This window comes from Devosia sp. LjRoot16 (genome assembly GCF_964252795.1).
Lineage (GTDB): Bacteria > Pseudomonadota > Alphaproteobacteria > Rhizobiales > Devosiaceae > Devosia_A.
The window spans coordinates 1,269,462-1,284,926 of sequence record NZ_CAXUPH020000001.1; the positions used below are offsets into that span (position 1 = coordinate 1,269,462).

14 protein-coding genes (1 of these 14 cut by a window edge) are annotated in these 15,465 nt (G+C 65.7%); 2 read left to right on the plus strand and 12 right to left on the minus strand.

The window, feature by feature from the left end; genetic code table 11:
• From ACSQ23_RS05815 to ACSQ23_RS05840, 6 genes are all read right to left on the minus strand, one after another.
• Positions 1-3,541 carry the 5' end (the start) of an LEPR-XLL domain-containing protein gene (locus tag ACSQ23_RS05815; protein ID WP_436090030.1) on the minus strand. 25,706 nt of this gene lie to the left of the window's left edge, so only the first 3,541 of its 29,247 coding nucleotides appear in the window; the start codon lies at positions 3,539-3,541; the stop codon falls past the left edge of the window.
• Between the two features lie 320 nt (positions 3,542-3,861).
• The gene (locus tag ACSQ23_RS05820) at positions 3,862-4,629 is read right to left on the minus strand and encodes a SapC family protein (RefSeq protein ID WP_436090031.1); all 768 of its coding nucleotides are present in this window, start codon (positions 4,627-4,629) and stop codon (positions 3,862-3,864) included.
• 165 nt (positions 4,630-4,794) lie between these two features.
• Positions 4,795-5,700, minus strand: a complete 906-nt coding sequence (locus ACSQ23_RS05825; RefSeq protein WP_055873852.1) for a radical SAM protein — start codon at positions 5,698-5,700, stop codon at positions 4,795-4,797.
• A gap of 15 nt (positions 5,701-5,715) precedes the next feature.
• Positions 5,716-6,591 carry a hypothetical protein gene (locus ACSQ23_RS05830; RefSeq protein WP_436090032.1) on the minus strand — a complete coding sequence of 292 codons (876 nt, stop codon included), beginning with the start codon at positions 6,589-6,591 and terminating at the stop codon, positions 5,716-5,718.
• Positions 6,578-7,393: a hypothetical protein gene (locus tag ACSQ23_RS05835; protein ID WP_436090033.1), complete on the minus strand. Its 816-nt coding sequence runs from the start codon at positions 7,391-7,393 to the stop codon at positions 6,578-6,580. Before ACSQ23_RS05835 ends, ACSQ23_RS05830 begins: the two co-directional genes overlap by 14 nt.
• Before the next feature lie 11 nt (positions 7,394-7,404).
• Positions 7,405-8,433, minus strand: coding sequence for a methyltransferase (locus ACSQ23_RS05840; protein WP_436090034.1), 1,029 nt, complete (start codon positions 8,431-8,433; stop codon positions 7,405-7,407).
• 228 nt (positions 8,434-8,661) lie between these two features.
• Here ACSQ23_RS05840 and ACSQ23_RS05845 point away from each other — a divergent pair, with 228 nt between their 5' ends.
• Positions 8,662-9,177, plus strand: a complete 516-nt coding sequence (locus tag ACSQ23_RS05845) for a tetratricopeptide repeat protein (RefSeq protein ID WP_055994490.1) — start codon at positions 8,662-8,664, stop codon at positions 9,175-9,177.
• A gap of 77 nt (positions 9,178-9,254) precedes the next feature.
• Here ACSQ23_RS05845 and ACSQ23_RS05850 read toward each other — a convergent pair whose 3' ends face one another.
• From ACSQ23_RS05850 to ACSQ23_RS05875, 6 genes are all read right to left on the minus strand, one after another.
• Positions 9,255-9,491 (minus strand): hypothetical protein, encoded by a 237-nt coding sequence (locus tag ACSQ23_RS05850; RefSeq protein WP_055994487.1) that lies wholly within the window; start codon positions 9,489-9,491, stop codon positions 9,255-9,257.
• Positions 9,488-10,894: a type II and III secretion system protein family protein gene (locus ACSQ23_RS05855; RefSeq protein WP_436090035.1), complete on the minus strand. Its 1,407-nt coding sequence runs from the start codon at positions 10,892-10,894 to the stop codon at positions 9,488-9,490. Before ACSQ23_RS05855 ends, ACSQ23_RS05850 begins: the two co-directional genes overlap by 4 nt.
• Before the next feature lie 114 nt (positions 10,895-11,008).
• Positions 11,009-12,097, minus strand: coding sequence for a Flp pilus assembly protein CpaB (gene cpaB, locus ACSQ23_RS05860; protein ID WP_436090036.1), 1,089 nt, complete (start codon positions 12,095-12,097; stop codon positions 11,009-11,011).
• A gap of 187 nt (positions 12,098-12,284) precedes the next feature.
• Positions 12,285-13,640 (minus strand): sensor histidine kinase, encoded by a 1,356-nt coding sequence (locus tag ACSQ23_RS05865; RefSeq protein ID WP_436090037.1) that lies wholly within the window; start codon positions 13,638-13,640, stop codon positions 12,285-12,287.
• Positions 13,637-14,302, minus strand: coding sequence for a response regulator transcription factor (locus tag ACSQ23_RS05870; RefSeq protein WP_055873879.1), 666 nt, complete (start codon positions 14,300-14,302; stop codon positions 13,637-13,639). Before ACSQ23_RS05870 ends, ACSQ23_RS05865 begins: the two co-directional genes overlap by 4 nt.
• A gap of 7 nt (positions 14,303-14,309) precedes the next feature.
• Complete coding sequence (locus ACSQ23_RS05875; RefSeq protein WP_156384479.1) at positions 14,310-14,771, minus strand: PepSY domain-containing protein; 462 nt, start codon at positions 14,769-14,771, stop codon at positions 14,310-14,312.
• 142 nt (positions 14,772-14,913) lie between these two features.
• On the opposite strand from ACSQ23_RS05875, the gene ACSQ23_RS05880 reads away from it, so the two are divergent.
• Positions 14,914-15,465, plus strand: coding sequence for a hypothetical protein (locus ACSQ23_RS05880; protein ID WP_436090038.1), 552 nt, complete (start codon positions 14,914-14,916; stop codon positions 15,463-15,465).

A 15,465-nucleotide genomic window follows, 5' to 3' on the forward strand; every position in this document is an offset into this window, starting at 1 on the left:
TGGTGATCGTCAGCGGCGTCTTCTTGGAGGTGACCAGGTCGTAATCGAGGCCGACGGTCGTGCCGTAGGCAACCGGAGCAGTGGTGATACCGTCGGTCAGCACGCGGTCGGCATCGAGCGTGATGCCGCGGTTGTTCAGCGACGTGCCGGTGACCGCTTCCTCGATGGTATCGGCGAGCCCGTACTCGAAGAAGCGCTCGAGCGCATGCAGCCCGCCATCGGTACTGGAGATCGCGGTGCCGGTCAGCTTGACGTTGGAATTGATCCGCGTCTCGTCGTCGGCATTGACGATCAGAGCCCCGCCGGCGGTGATCGCCTTGTCGGTGGCCCCGCCATCAATTACCGCGGCAGCGAGCCGGTTGATCTGGTTGTTGGCCAGCGCAACGCCAAGAACCTTGGCGTTGGCCTTCAGAACGCCGACATCGTTGGTCTGCTTGGACGAACTGGAAACCGTGGTGTTGGCGGTGCCCTTCGAGAGCGCGACCGCCGAAATGGCGCCTGCAGCCGAGACCACCGCGTCGGTGATCGACGCCTTGACCTGGACCTCGGTGGGAGATTGGAAGAACTCGGTGCCGAGGATCGCGTCGAGCGTTGCCTTCTGGAAGGCCAGCGTGTTGCCGGAGAGGGTCGGTCCCTGACCGATATCCCAGCCGACGATGTTCATCGCCTCCATGCGCGCCGCTGACGCAGCGCCGCCCTTCAGCATCTTCAACAGCTTGGCGCCCGAGATGCCACGGCCTTCCATGTTCAGGTAGATGGAGGCATCGAGGAAACTGTCGTCGGTCGCCTTGACCAGCACATCGCTGCCGGCGCCGGTGGTGGTGAGCGTGCCGCCGCTGATCGTCGCCGTGGTCGAGCCGTTCACCACGTTGGCGACGAGAATGCCGGCCATCACCTTCTTGGCGGTGATCGCATCCAGCGGGTCGACCTCGGGCGCTTCCTCCATCGGGATCGATTCGGAGAAGGCGGTGATGGTGGTGATGTTCAACGCCTCGACGGTGACGTCGCCGGCCGACACGATGGTCGAGGCGTTGATCGCCGCGGTCGTGTCTTTCTGAATCTGGTTGATGATCGCCACGCGGGCGATGTGCTTCTTGATCGCCGGGTCGGGTGCGTCACCATTGGCGTCGAGAGGCGGCAGGAAGGGCATGGCGAGCGCCGTGACCGATGAGCGATCGATGGCCGAAACGCTGACGCCGCCGCTGCCGGCGCGTACGTCGCTGGCATCGAGCCTGGCCGAGGTCGTGCCGAACACCTCGTTGTCGGAATCGAGGCTGGTGGCCGAGTAGCCGGTGTTGCTGGTGGCCGAGAGCGACAGCCTGCCGACGGCGGTGGCGGGCGAGCCGCCATCGATCTTGATGCCGCGGAGCGTCGCGGTGGTAACTTCGGTCGCCTCGTTGGTGACCGAACCCATCTGGTTGGAAACGATCTCGTTGCGCACGTCGCCGGCGCTGTTGGCGCTGACGGCTATGGCGTTGGTGGCCCGCAGGGCGTTGGGCAGCACCCCGGGTACCGCTGTAGGCGCAGGCGTGCCGACCATCACCGTGGTATTGCGGTTGATCAAGGTGTCGGAGTCGATCGCCGAGAACACCACGATGGTCGCGAGCTTGGGCTTGAAGGCGTCGATCTCGGTCTGGATGATGTCGCGAACGATGGTCTGGTCATCGGCCGCGATGGCAATAGTGCCCGCGCCGCTGGTCGCCGTCACCACAGCGCTCGCCGCAACCGTGACATTGGTGATGCTGGTGACATTGACGTCGGCATCGACATTGTTGGTGTCGATGATCCCGGCACCACCAGTGTTGTAGGCAGTGGCGATTTGGGTGGCGAAGCTATCCATCATCATTTGGATATCTTCCAGCGCCACCAGGCCCGCCTCGATCGCGCTGGTGAAGGCAGCATCGAACGAAGAAATGGTCGGGCGCGGCACCGGATTGGTGGCGAGCTGGTCGTCCGATTCATTGTACAGCTGCCCGTCCTCCCCCCGGTACAGGTCGGGGTAGAGGATCGCGTCGATCATGCCGGGCGGCAGGACGATCTTTCCCGGCGCCGCTGTCAGCGAGAAGATCGAGGTCGGGAAGGTGACCTCGGCCAGACCGAGCATGTTCGGAATCGGCACCTCGGTCAGCATGATGTCGACATCGACATCAGCGTTGGCGCCGATACTGACGGCCTGACCGCTGACAGTGCCGTTGATGGTCACCGTCGAGGTGTTGTTGAGCGTCGTCGAAATGGTCTTCAGCGCCGCATTGGCCATGCCGTGCGAGCGCACCTTATTGGCCGCGACCGACGCCACGATCACCGAATCGGCGGTGATGCTGCCATTGACCTGCACGGTCGCCAGCGTAGTGCGCGTGACGCTCAGGGTTGCGGCGTTGCCGTCGCCATCGGGGTTGGCGCCCGCCGCGTCGAGCGAGACGCGCGACCAGTCGATGGCCTTGATGGTGACGGCGTCGGCGACGACATCGGCGCCCGCCTGGATGGTGACGTTCTCGGCGCTCAGCCCGAGCGAACCGCCGACCGTGACGTCGCCGGCGACGAGGACCTGCTCGCCCGCGTCAACCATCAGCGAGAAGGCGGCATTGGAGGGCAGCGAACTGATGGTGGTGACGTTGGCCAGGTCGCCCAGGTAGAGCCAGACGGGAGTTGTGGCGGAAGTGTCGTAGTTGCTGCCGTCGATCACCGCGCGCACCACATCGGCGCCACTGGCGATGATCGAGACGTTCTTGTTGGACGCGCCCGAGACGATGTTCCGCATGTCGACGACGTTGATGCCGCCGCCGACTGTGAACGGCTCCATGTTCTCGAAGGTCAGGGTCGAGTCGTTGCTGAGCCCGACCGAGCCCGAACCGTTGGCGCCGAGCCTGCCGGTGCCGCCGACGGCGCTGACGCCGGAATAGATAACGGTATCGTTCCCACCAAAGCCGCCATCCACGACGCCGCTGAGCTTGCCGGCGGCAGCGAAGGTAAAGGTATCGGCGTTGCCGTCGGAGCCCTCGAGGTTCTCGACGCCGATAAAGGTCAGGTCGGCCGCCTGGCCGTTGACGGAGCCGGCCTCGTTGCCGCTGATCAACCATGCGGTTGCGTCGGAGGTGTCATAGATCAGCCGGTCCGCCCCGCCGCCACCAGTGAAGGTGATCGACGGCACCAGCGTATTGGAGCCGAACGAATCCTCGTCGATTCGCAGCGTATCGTTGCCGGAGCCGCCAATGATGTTGATGCTGCCGCCTGGCGCGTTGATCTCATCCAGATCACCGAAGGCCAGCACCTTGCCACCGCTCTTCTGGTCGAGAATCTCGACCCGGCGCACGGTAACGGTGGTGGGACCGACGACTTTTTCTTCCTCGATCAGCCGGACCAGCAGGTCATGGTCCTGGGCGACCGGGTCGCTGGCAAAACTGACGCTGAGGTCGGCATTCAGCAGCAGGCGCGGTTCGAGCGAATCAAAAACCAGGCGGACGCGCTCGGCGAGTTGCCGATCCGACCTCGATCGACGCAGGAGTCGCTTCAGCCTGTCCTGCAGCGCGCTGGCCAGTTTCACCCGGCGCTGCGAAGTGGGACGCCCGAAGAGACCTTCGGATCTGAAAGGATAGGCCATCATGACTCCTGTCCGGCACGCCATGGCGCACCGACGGATGTTGCAATGCTAGTTACGCACTACGTCACCAGGATGCCCGCCAACGCGCGGGCATCCTTGCCGTCGCCTATCCGAGCCACAAACGGAACTCGGCCGTCCCGCGGGCGCCCCCGCGGGTTCTAGAGCGCCACCGTTTCGTCGAAACGGTGCGATGCTCTAGCCTTTGCCTGTCACGCTTTCGAACCGGAAAAGTCTGCAACTTTTCCTGAAAGCGCTTTGGTTCGCTACGGCGCGACCGGCTCTGGGGCGGTCGCCGCACTGGGTTCGGCCTGCGCCACGCCGAGCCGCCCGGCAGTTGCCTGCAAGTTCCGCAGCGATTGCAGGTGGAGGTAGATGACTTCCAGGTCGTCGGAACCGAACAGCACCGCGAGCTGCTCGGAGGTAATCGCCTTGAGCCGGTCGCGGCTCACCACTTCGAAGCCCGACAGCATCATGCTGCGGCCATCGGGGAGGGTGAACTGCGCCTGCATCGGTTCGAGCAGATTGAACTGGCGCAGGCGCGCACACAGGTCCTTGGTGCGCTGGAACTGCACCTGGTAGGCCTGGAGGAAGCCGAGCACGCTCTTCAGGTACTGGGTCTGCTCGCCGTCGGCGTCGAACAGCCGCTCGCCGCGCCCGTCATTGTTGGCGCCTTCGAACGACTCATCGATGCACAGGGTGAAGTTCTGCCCCTCATCGCTCGAGGAGAACACGAAGGGGTAACGCCGCAGGAAGGCCGGGACGTACTTGCCCAGCCACTTGCCCTTGCCGTCGATGAAAAGGTTCTCGTTCTCACGTATCCCAAGCAGCACCGCCGGGATGACGTCTTCGCCACTGCCGGCGAATACGATCGCCATCTCGTTGGCGACCTGCGAAAACTCGGCCACCATCAGCGGCACCGAGTTCACATTCGCCGCGAAACTGAAATCGTTCCCGGTCTTGACCGCCAAATTAGCGTGACGGCCGCGATTGACCGGCGTAGCGGTCTCGTAGATCAATAACTGTTTGGCCAAGTATGCGCCCCCTCGGCGTTGGCCAAAACGTTCCGGTTCCCTCCGGGCCGACCAACCCGCAATGCCTAGCAACGCGCCATGACATATTCAACTGTCGCTGACGAACTAGTGTAAATAATGCGGGGCGCAGTGATAAAAGCGCACCGGGATAAAATTAACGGGTGGTTAATTCGCCGACGCATAGGGGGCGAGGTCACCCGCCATGTCGCCAAAACGCGCGATATAGGCCTCTGTCAGCCCCAGGCAGGCCTTGGATGCGCAACGTTCCCGGTGCGGGCAGCGATAGAAGCCGTTCTTGTCGAACTCGATCCAGAAGTCGGGATCGATCAGCAGCGCCGCCTGGCCATTGTCCAGCCGCCAGTCGTCCTGGCCCAGGAGGCATTGCGGGACGTTCTTGATCTCCACGGCGATGCCGCGCGCGTCGGCCCGCTCGCAAGCCTGCCTGAGGTAGGGCACGATCAACCGATAGTCGGCCAGCAGCAGCTTGTCGTCGGTCCGGCTCATCGGGAAGTAGTGCCAGAATTCCATCTGGCTGAGCGCCCCGATGCCCTGGAGTGCGTCGACCACGTCGGGGAGCAGGCGGTAACTGCGCTCGGTGACCACCGTGTTGGTGATGATCGCCGTGCCGGGGAAGCTCGAGACGATCTCCATCCCCCGAATCATCTTGTCGAACGAGCCCTTGATCGTGGTGATGCCGTCATGGGTCGCCGCATCGCTGCCAGCGACCGAGACGAAGAACTCGTTGACCCCTGCCTCGATCAGCTGTTCGGCGTAGCCGGGGCGGCTCAGATGCATGCCATGCGTCTGGATGCGGATGTGCTCGAAGCCGGCGGCCCGGGCGCGCCGCGCCAGATCGGGAAGATCGCGCCGTAGGGTGATCTCCGAGCCGGTCATGACGAGGCCGCTATATTGCCGGGTCTCCTCGTTGCGACGCAGCACGTGATCGAAGGCGTCGTCCGAGACCGGCTGCAGCCGGTCCATCGTCCCCTCAATCATGCAGTGGACGCAACGCAGATTGCACCGGAACTCCAGTGTCGCCGACACGTAGCTGGCGTTGTCGTAGCGTCCCATGCCGTTTCACGCCCTTCAGGCGAAGCCATAGACCGCGGTCTTTGCGACCTCCAGCCTGCCCTCCACCATCGCATAGTCGACGCCCAGATCGAAATAGAGATGCTCGAGACGGTTGAGATGGGCTTGCACGAAGCTCACCAGCGGTGCCGGATAGGCGTGATCGACAATGAAACCCGCCATCTGCGCCGCCCGGACGCGCGAATAATAGATGCCGTCGGAGTGCCGCTTGTTGGCGATCACCGTGACTACCCCGAGCTTGTGCGGATCGAGCAGCAGGTCGGCGACGCCCTCGGCAGCATCGAGGCGCGCCGAGGTGACGAGCTTGCGGCGCAGGGCGGCCGCATCGTCGCGCGTGTGGAAGAAGTGGTAGAGGTTGGCGAACTCCAGCCCGTCGGCCGTCAGCCGATAGGAGAGGCCCGATGAGAGATCGCTGCTGGGGTTGCCGAAATAGAGATTGACCTCGTCGATCGGCCGGCGAACCTCCAGCCCCTGCGGCTCGATGTCGATCGAGAACATGAAGTAGGGGCGCTCGTCCGGGATCGACAGCCGGCTCGGCGCGAATGGCGCGAGGCAAGCAAGCACCCGCTGCAGCGACACCCGCCGCTCGGCCCGCGCATAGTCGTAGAAATAGAGCTCATAGCTCAGCCGCCCGCCGGCCCGCTTGATGCCCCAGACGATCTGGCCCCTGCCAAGCTCGTGCTGCAAGGCACGGATCACCGCGAGCAGCCTTCCCCCCGCGGGATCCAGTTGCGCCGCGGCCCACAGCACGGCTTCGCTGCGCAGCCCTCTCGCGGTCGGCGCCAGCGGCTCGTAGGGCCAGAGGCAGAAATCGGCCAGCTGGTCGCCGGCCTCGGTCGCGAGCGAGGTGGGGAGGGGCTCAGCGATGGTCATGCTTGCTGGCTGCGTAGTAGAGCGTGACGAACTCGGCCCCGGTCGCGTCGCGCCCGATGGCAATGTGCCCAAGCATGGTCCCTGCCCCGTCAGCAAGGATCTGCGGCGCTGCGGCGGGAAGGTCAAAGGCCTCGCACAGCGCCTCCAATGCCCGGCGGTGGCGCGCCAATGGCGTATCGACCCGGTAGAGGTTGATGTCGAACGACCGGCGCGGCGTGTCCTCGTCCTCGACCAGCATCACATCGACGCGTCCCCGGGGGGTGATCAGTTCCGACAGCACCCGATCGGTGAACGCAGCCGAGACGTCCCCGACATCCCTGGCGAAGCTCTTGCGCAGGGCCTCACGCGCCTCGACCCCGTTGGTGGGGTAGGCGAGGTGCCGATAGCGCGAGAAATGGGTCTCGCCCCCCGGTCGCCATTTCGCCGACAGAAAGATCGTATCGTCCGGGATGTCCGAGCGTTCGGAGCGCCCCAGCTCGTACTCGACATAGAGTTTGAACAGCGGCGGATCGATACCATCGCAGCCAAGGTGCACGGTGATGACCCGGTCCCACGACGCCAACAGGCGCTCGGTCGCTGCCGGATCGCATTCGAGCGCCAGGGCGATGTCGCGAAAGCGGCGGCGCGGATCGGGCCCCAGCACCTCCGGCTGGCAGGTCACGAGGAAGCGGTCGGCCGATTGCCGCCCCGGCCAGAGTTTGGTCGAGCGCTCGGTAACACGCGGACCGCGGAGCGCCTCGACGAAGCGCCGCATATCAGCGGCAGTCGGCCGGCCGTCCAGCAATGCGACACCCTCAGCCATCGTTTCCCCGATCAGACCGCCGGCTTGCGCGCGGCAATCACCTGGAACGGCATATCCAGCACCACGTTGCGCACCGTCTCGACGACGAAGCCCTGCGCTTCGAGCAGCTTGGCATATGCCGAGGCCGGCCGGAAGAAGGGCAGGAACACCAGGTTGGCCAGCATCGAGAAGGGCATCGGCTGGTCCAGCGCCAGCTCGGGGGCGCGCTCGACGATCAGCAGCCGCCCGCCGGGATAGAGCGCCTCACGCGCGGCGCCGATGAAGCGCCCCGCCATGTCTTCGGGCCAATCATGCAGCACCGACTTGAACACGACGGTATCGACCGGCCCGGGGAGCCGCCCGGCGCGAATATCGCGCGGCGCGAATGTCACCCGCTCGGCGCCCTGCCGATTGGCAATATTGAGCGCTCCGAGCTGGCAGACCGCCGGCAGGTCGACCACTGTGGCGCTCAGTTGCGGGTGGATTGCCACGAGGTGCAGGGCGAACTCGCCGCTATTGCCACCGACGTCGAGCAGCTGTCGCGCGGTCTCGAGCCCCAGCATCGGGCTGAGGAGCGGGCCCTCGTACCTGGTCAGCGCAGTGGTGTAGCCGACCCAGCGCGCGGTTGCCGCCAGATGCTCTGGCGACGTCGTCAGCGCCCGGGAATAGTCAAACAGACGAAACACTTCGGCCTGCTGGACGAACGCCCCCGGGTCGGCAAGCAGCAGCGCAAAGCGCTCGTGCACATCCTTGGCGATCGCCAGGAGGAACCAGAGCCGCGCTTCGAGGAGGTCGCGCGCCTCAAGCACCTGTCGGAAGCGCGCGGTCAGGCCGATGGAACTCGCCCCTTCGACCACCCCACTCGCTTTGAGCTGTCCCAGGAGCAGCGCCAATCCCGTCGGGGTCAGCTCGCCGGCACTCGGTAAGGCGCGAGGCTCCAGCACGCGATCGGCAAGCAGGTCGATCCAGCCGAGCGCCAAGGCGCGCTCCAGAGCCCGCGCCCCCAGTTCGGATGCCAGGATCGCATCGATACCCCGAAAGGGTTCGGCCGCCTCGCCCATGTCTCCCTCACTCCCCCGCGCGCCGCAACCTACTGCAGAGACAGCCTGTCATTCACGACATTCTTGATGGCGACCCCGCATCCACCGCCCATCATTGTGCGGTAACGTACCGTTAAGCCTGATTGGCGGCGCATGGCGCACATTTACCAAGCGTAATCCCTGCTGCGCCTAGCGTTGCCCCACAGATCAGGTCCGCAGAAGCGGGCCTCTCGATGGGGGCATTGAGAAATGAACGGGATCGGCGGGTTGTTTCGCCATGGGCTGCTGGCTGCAGCCATCGTCGCGCTGCCGCTCAGCGGCTGCAGCTCGGCGGGAATGAGCGCCTTCGGCAGCAACAAGCTCGCCGTCGCCGAGATCTCTAATATCGAGACCTACACCGCCGAAGGCGCGCTGACCGAGGCCCGGGCGCATTTCCGCAACGACAATTTCGGCTACTCGGCGGCGTTCTACAAACGCGCGGTCGAACTGGCGCCCAACAAGGCCGAAGGCTATGTCGGGCTCAGCGCCTCGTACGACCGCCTCGGCCGGTTCGACCTGTCGGACCGGGTTTACGCTTCGCTCTACCAGATGACCGGCGGCACGGCGCAGTACTACAACAATGTCGGCTATTCCTACCTGCTGCGCGGCAGCCTCAGCGAGGCGCTGAAGAGCTTCCGCAAGGCGCAGAAGATCGAGCCCGACAACCTGGTGGTCGCCAACAATATCCAGATCCTGGAGCGCGCCGCGGCGGACTCCCGCGCCTGATCCGACGCGCGGCGAAAGTCAAAGGGCGGAGGTCTGTTCGACCCCGCCCCTAGCGTTTCCTGCGTCTGGAGTTGCCGCTACTCTTCGACCGGCGCCACGATGACCGAACCGTTCTTGCCCAATCCCTTGGTGGAATACATCGAAGCCTTGGTCGGGTTGGTGGTTTCACGCGCGAGGTTGGCCTTTACCGCGTCGCCGGCGGCGTAGCCGACCCGATCGGTACGCTGCCGGTAGTCATAGGCGCAGCCGACCAGCGCCGAACACACGGCAAGCATGGCCACGGCCCGCACCGCGTTGAGGAGCAGCGGGGTCAACTGCCGCTCCTGAGGTCGATGATGTAGCCGTAGGGCCCGACCACACCGTTGCCGGTCTGAAAGCTCTTCAGCATCTTGGGCGTCACTTCCATCTGGCCGAGGGCGAAGAACTCGAGGTCATTGGCGGGCTGGGTGGCATCGAGCGGCGTCGCGGCGATCTGGCCGGGAACGCTCGGCTGCACCAGGCGCGGCGTGACGATCACCACCAGCTCGGTATCGTGCTTCTGGAAGCTCGACGACTTGAACAGCGAGCCCAGGATCGGCACGTCGCCGAGCCAGGGCAGCTGGTTCTGGTTGAGGTTGGTATTGCTCTGCAGCAGCCCCGCCACCGAGAAGCTCTGCCCATCGCGCAGTTCCACCGTGGCATCGAGGTTGCGGGTGTTGAACACCGGATCGCCGGCCGAGGTGAAGCCGTTGATGCCGCTGACTTCCGGGGTCAGGTGGATCTGGATGCGGTCGTCGTCCAGCACCACCGGCTGGAACACCAGGCGCACGCCGAAATCGCGATAGGTGATCGTCGCATTGCCGTTCTGATCTGGTGTGCGGATCGGAACCTGGCCGCCGGCAAGGAAACTCGCACTGACGCCGGAGAGCGTCGTCAGGTTCGGCTCCGCCAGGGTCCGCACCAGGTGTTTGCTCTCGAGTGCCTTGATGGTGGCACTGAGATTGATGCCGCCGCCGGTCGAGATGATGTTGGTGACGAAGCTGGCGAAGGAGTTGGTGACCGGGTCGTTCGGGCCGCCCTTGATGCTGGTCGAGACGCCACCGATGCCGCCGCTCCACTGGATCCCGAGTTCGCGCCCGGCGTCGCGCTGGGCCTCGATGATGCGGACTTCGAGATTGACCTGCTGGCCACCGCTGATCGTCATGGTGTTGATGATCGCCGGGCTGCCGTACTGGGCGACGATATCGAGCACTTTCTGCATGGTGACCGCGTCGGTGACCGAGCCGCCGAGCCGGACGCGGCCGTTGACCGAGCTGACCTTGACATTGGAGCTGGGAATGGCGTCGCGGATGGAGCGCGCGATATCGGAGGTATCGACGCCGACTTCGACCGCCAGCAATCCGACCGGCGCGCCATCGGCCGAGAACAGGTTGACGGTGGTGGTGCCGAAGCTCTTGCCGACGAGGTAAAGCGATTTGTCGGTGATCGGCTGCGCGTCGGCGATGGCGGGGTCGGCGGAGACGATCTTGCCCACGGCGTCGGAGATGACGACGGTCACCGCCTGCGAGGCCGGCAGCTTGATGCGCATCACCGAGGTGGTCTTGAGGTCGTAGTTGACCGTCTGGGCCAGCGCCGGAAACAGCCCCGCGCCGAGCGCCGCAAGCAGCACCACCACGCCAAGTGCTGCCCTAAGTGACTGGGACAGCAGCGTTCTGCCAAAGTCCCGGTATGCCGTCATGGTGTACATCTGTGCTAACGTTCTCAAGCAACCGGGAAAGTTCTAGCAGGGCCGGGTCAACGGCGATTTAACGGGAGTTGTCGATCCGGCCGCGGAGCGGGCGCCTGCCGATTGTCATCTGGTCCAGAACGGGCTCGAAACGCGGATCGCCTGGTTGGCGCTGCGGTCTTCGGGCTTGGCCGCTTCGGAGCTGTCGACATAGGGGCGCAGCACCAGGGCCAGGCGGCCCGAGCTCGAGGCGTTGATGATCACCTCGGACTGGCCGGGATCGAGCTGCAGGGTGGCGATGGCCTCGTCGGCAAAGATCTCGGCCCGTGGATTCTCGGGGTCGGCTGCCGCGCCGGTGGTGCCGGTTTCGCCCAGCCGGGTGTTGATCGCCAGCACCCGCACGTTGCGGAGGATGGTGTCCGAAATCTGCGGGCCCGCCTCGCCCATGCTGCGGGTCAGCACCACGTCGACCCGGTCGTTCGGGACGATGAAGCCACCGGAGGCCGAGGAGGCGGATACCATGACCGACACGCCGCGCGTGCCGCTGTCGAGCACGGCCGACAGGTAGCCGTCGCTCTCGAGCGCCAGCTTGTCGGCGCGGATCGGCTCGCCGGGGAAGAACTCGAAGCGCGCCATGGCGCCGCTCATCTCGGTAACGGCGTCGGGCATGGCGTCGGTGGTGATGTACTCGGGCCGCACCGCGCCTGCAGGCCAATCCACCCACTCAACCGATTCCGGGGTCAGCCGCTGGCCGAGACCGAGGCCGGTTTTGGCGGCGAGGACGCGCACCCGCGCTTCCTGCACCACCTCTGTCACCGCCTCGGCGACCGGCTGGGCCACTGGCTGGTTGGTCTGGGTGGTCAGGTAGGCAGCGAGGCCGCCGGCGATCAGCGCCACGGCCAGCAGAGCGATACGGGAGGGGGGAACCTTCCAGCGCCAGCCGGTGCTCGGCGGCGGCGCCACGGGCTTGCGGCGATCACCGCCCTTGCGGCGATCGGTATTGGTAACGACGGTCTGCAGCGCTTCGGAGCGCCAGGCGTCGAGGTTGCGCCGTTCGGCCTGGGTCGGCGGCGGCGTCCAGGTCACCTCGGCGAGCACCTTGTCCAACACGGCCGGATCCGCCTTCTGCGCCGCGGTACGCGGCAGTTCGGGGCGCAAGGCCTCCTGGATTTCGCCATCATCCTTGAAAGCGACCGTTTGCGTACGCCGTAGCACGAGTTCCTCGCTGAGCGGCCAGCCCGTGCTGGCACTACCGGCATTCGGCCGGCCCGTACTGATCTACGCGAAAAGGCTCACGGCTTCGTTCCAAAGCGCACAGACTTCGAAGGAGGTTGGAAACGCGGGGTTAACTCTGACCGCCGGTGCGGGCTGCCCACAGCCACCGGCGGCCGCGATCGGCGCTCTAAGCCAGCGGCAGCCGGACCGTCGCGGCGAGGCCGCCTTCGGCGGCGCGGGCGAAATGCACCGTGCCAGCGTTGAGCGCCACCACTTCCAGCGCGATGGCCAGCCCGAGGCCCGAACCGCGCCGGCTTTCATCATGGCGCTGGCCGCGCACGCCGAGCCGGGCGATCTGCTCCTCGGTGAGGCCGGGCCCATCGTCGGCGATGGTAAGCTCGGCAACGTCACCATCGCGCCGGCCCTCGACGCGTACCCGCGACTTGCCCCATTTGGCGGCATTCTCAAGGATCACGCCCACCAGCTCCATCAGGTCGTGCCGATCGATATCGACCTTGAGCTCGGAGGAGAGTTGCACCTGCCAGTCGAGCTCCTCGCCCTCCTGGGTGCGGCTCAGCACGGCGATGGTCCGATCGACCGCCTCGTTCAACGACGCGCTGAGCTGGTGGGCCCGGGTGCGCATCCTCAGCCGCGACAGGCGCAGCTGATATTCGACGCGATCGTCCATCTCGCCGACGATTTCATCGACCTGTGCGCCGGCCTCGGCATGGCCGGTGGTCTGCATATGGGCCGCGAGGTTGCGCAGCACCGACAGCGGGGTCTTCAGCCCGTGCGCCAGGTCCGCGGCGCGGGCGCGGGCGAACTCCATGGATTTCTGCTGCTGGCTCAGCAACTCGTTCACTTCGCCGACCAGCGGCAGAACTTCCGCCGGGTAGCGCGGCGGCAGCTTCTGCGCCTCGCCGCGCCGCACCGCCCCGATGCCCTCACGCAGGTGTTCGAGTGGTTTCAAACCGAGCTGCACCTGCAGCCAGGCGGCGAGGATCAGCGCCACGCCAAGCACCACCAGCGCCAGCATCAGGTCGCCACCGAAGCGGCGGATCGACTCGTCGAGCAAGGCTCGGTCCTCGGCCAGGGTGACGCGGAAAACTCTCGGCCCGGCGTCGGTCGAGAAACTGACCTCGCGCACCATGGCGGACAGCGATTGCGCGCCCGGTCCGGCAAGGGTGCCGAAGCGCTCGGCGCCATCCGGCGCTGCCGCCCCCCGGGTTTCCAGCACGTGGTCGCCCAGCGACCGGGAACGCCAGGAATCCTCGGATCCCGAGGTTTCGACCTGCCAGTAGATGCCGGAGAGCGGGGTGCCATAGCGCGGATCGGGCAGCGCATCGCCGGGCACCGGCTCCTCGGCCAGCGGGTCGATCTGGGCCACCAGCCGGTTGAGGCTGGCAGTCAGCCCGTCGCGCATCGAGCGCTCGACATTGGCAGTGAACATCCAGCCGATGGCGAAACCGGCGACCAGCAGTGCGAGGATGATCCACAGCGCCGCGCCGCCCAGCAGGCGCAGGCGCAGCGAGCGCGGATTCATTCCTCGAGCGTCCCCATATAGTAGCCAAAACCGCGACGGGTCTTGATGATCTCGGTGCCGAGCCGGCGCCGCACCCGACCGACCAGCACTTCGATCGAGTTGGACTCGCGCTCGAAATCCTGCGCGTAGAGGTGCTCGGTGATCTCCATTTGCGACACCACCCGGCCGCGCTGATGCGCCAGATAGGCGAACAGCCGGTATTCCTGCGGGCTCAGGCTGATCGGGATGCCGTCGCGGGTCACCTGCATGGCACGGGTATCGAGCACCAGATCGTCGATCTCCACCCGCGACGAGGCAAAGCCACCGGAGCGGCGGACGATGGCGCGGATGCGCGCCACCACTTCCTCGATGCGGAAGGGTTTGACCACATAGTCGTCGGCGCCGGCCTCGATGCCTTCGACCCGTTCCTCCCAATGCCCCCGCGCCGTAAGGATCAGCACGGGGCCGCTGCGGCCGGCCTTGCGCCAGCGTTTCAGGATGGTGAGGCCGTCCAGCGTCGGCAGCCCCAGGTCGAGGATGATGGCGTCGAACTCCTCGGTGTCGCCGCGATACCAGGCCTCCTCGCCATCGGATTCGACCTCGGCAACAAAGCCGGCCGCCTGCAGGGCGGCAGCAAGGGCCTCGGCGATGCGCCGATCGTCTTCGGCAACCAGTACGCGCATGTGACGCTCAGTTCAGATCAAGATATTCACCCGTCTGGGCCAGGAAATACAGCTCGCTCACGTCGCCGGATTTACCCAGCGCCTTGATTTCATACAGCAGTACATCTTGCAGCGACACTAACTGCGCATCGATGATCTCGCCGTCGGTGAGGAGCTGGGCGCGCAGCATGATGTCTTCCATCGGCAAGGCCCTGCCGCTGCGAACCGCCTGCAGCGCCGCCTTTTGTCCGAGCGGTTGGCCGGCAGTCTCGAGATCGAGGCCCAGCCCGCTCCCCCCCGAGCCGCCAAGGTTGAGGTCGACGCCGAGCCCGCTGTCGTCGCCGCCGAGGTCGACGTCCACGCCCAGCCCCTCATCGCCGCCGACGCCGACATCGACACTGCCGAGGCCGCCCAGGTCGAGCCCAAGGTCGATCTGCGCCCACGCGGCCGATGGGAGCAACAGGCCCGCAAGACAGACGAGCGCGGGCAACAGGCGATGATTCGACCGGATAGGGAGCATGCTCGGCAGAATACGTTCTCGACCCTGACCATTGCCTGACAACGATCTCATGAACGTGTCAGGGCGAATCCCGGAAGCTCCTCGACGCACTAACTGCAACGGAGCCAACATCATGAAAACTCAAACCCTTGCCGCAGCTCTTGCCTGCCTCTGCGTCCTCAGCGCGCCCGCCCTGGCGCTCGACATCGGTGCCGGCGTCTCACTCGGCGGCAACGCTTCGGCTGGCGAAAGCGGCCTGTCGCTCGGAGTCGCGACCGATATCGACGCTACGGCCAGTCTCGGACTCGACGGCCTCGGGACTGAAGATAGCACGGCTGGCAGCCTCACCGCCAATGCCTCCGCGGCTGCGTCCTTAACGGCCGGTGATGAGCTGGGTGTGGTGATCTCGCTGATCGAGAGCAGCCAGTGGACCGAAACCAGCCTCGCCAGCCTCACCGATATCGACGCCACCACCTACGATATCAGTGGCTGGATCAATGCCGAGAACGCCACTGCGCTGGACCTCGCGCTCAGCGGCAATGCCGACGAGATCGACGACCTGCAGCTTGCGCTCAGTTCCAACGTGGCGCTCGACGCCTGGCTCGAGGCCAACAACACCTCGGCCGAGGAAGTGATCGCCATCGGCGTGGCGGCTGACGGGTCGCTGGCGGTGTTCACCAACTAA

Coding starts and splice junctions, on each gene's coding strand:
- ACSQ23_RS05825 (WP_055873852.1), bottom strand. CDS start 5,700: ATGGGACGCTACGACAACGCCAGCTACGTGTCGGCGACACTGGAGTTC.
- ACSQ23_RS05830 (WP_436090032.1), bottom strand. CDS start 6,591: ATGACCATCGCTGAGCCCCTCCCCACCTCGCTCGCGACCGAGGCCGGC.
- ACSQ23_RS05835 (WP_436090033.1), bottom strand. CDS start 7,393: ATGGCTGAGGGTGTCGCATTGCTGGACGGCCGGCCGACTGCCGCTGAT.
- ACSQ23_RS05840 (WP_436090034.1), bottom strand. CDS start 8,433: ATGGGCGAGGCGGCCGAACCCTTTCGGGGTATCGATGCGATCCTGGCA.
- ACSQ23_RS05845 (WP_055994490.1), top strand. CDS start 8,662: ATGAACGGGATCGGCGGGTTGTTTCGCCATGGGCTGCTGGCTGCAGCC.
- ACSQ23_RS05855 (WP_436090035.1), bottom strand. CDS start 10,894: ATGACGGCATACCGGGACTTTGGCAGAACGCTGCTGTCCCAGTCACTT.
- ACSQ23_RS05865 (WP_436090037.1), bottom strand. CDS start 13,640: ATGAATCCGCGCTCGCTGCGCCTGCGCCTGCTGGGCGGCGCGGCGCTG.
- ACSQ23_RS05870 (WP_055873879.1), bottom strand. CDS start 14,302: ATGCGCGTACTGGTTGCCGAAGACGATCGGCGCATCGCCGAGGCCCTT.
- ACSQ23_RS05880 (WP_436090038.1), top strand. CDS start 14,914: ATGAAAACTCAAACCCTTGCCGCAGCTCTTGCCTGCCTCTGCGTCCTC.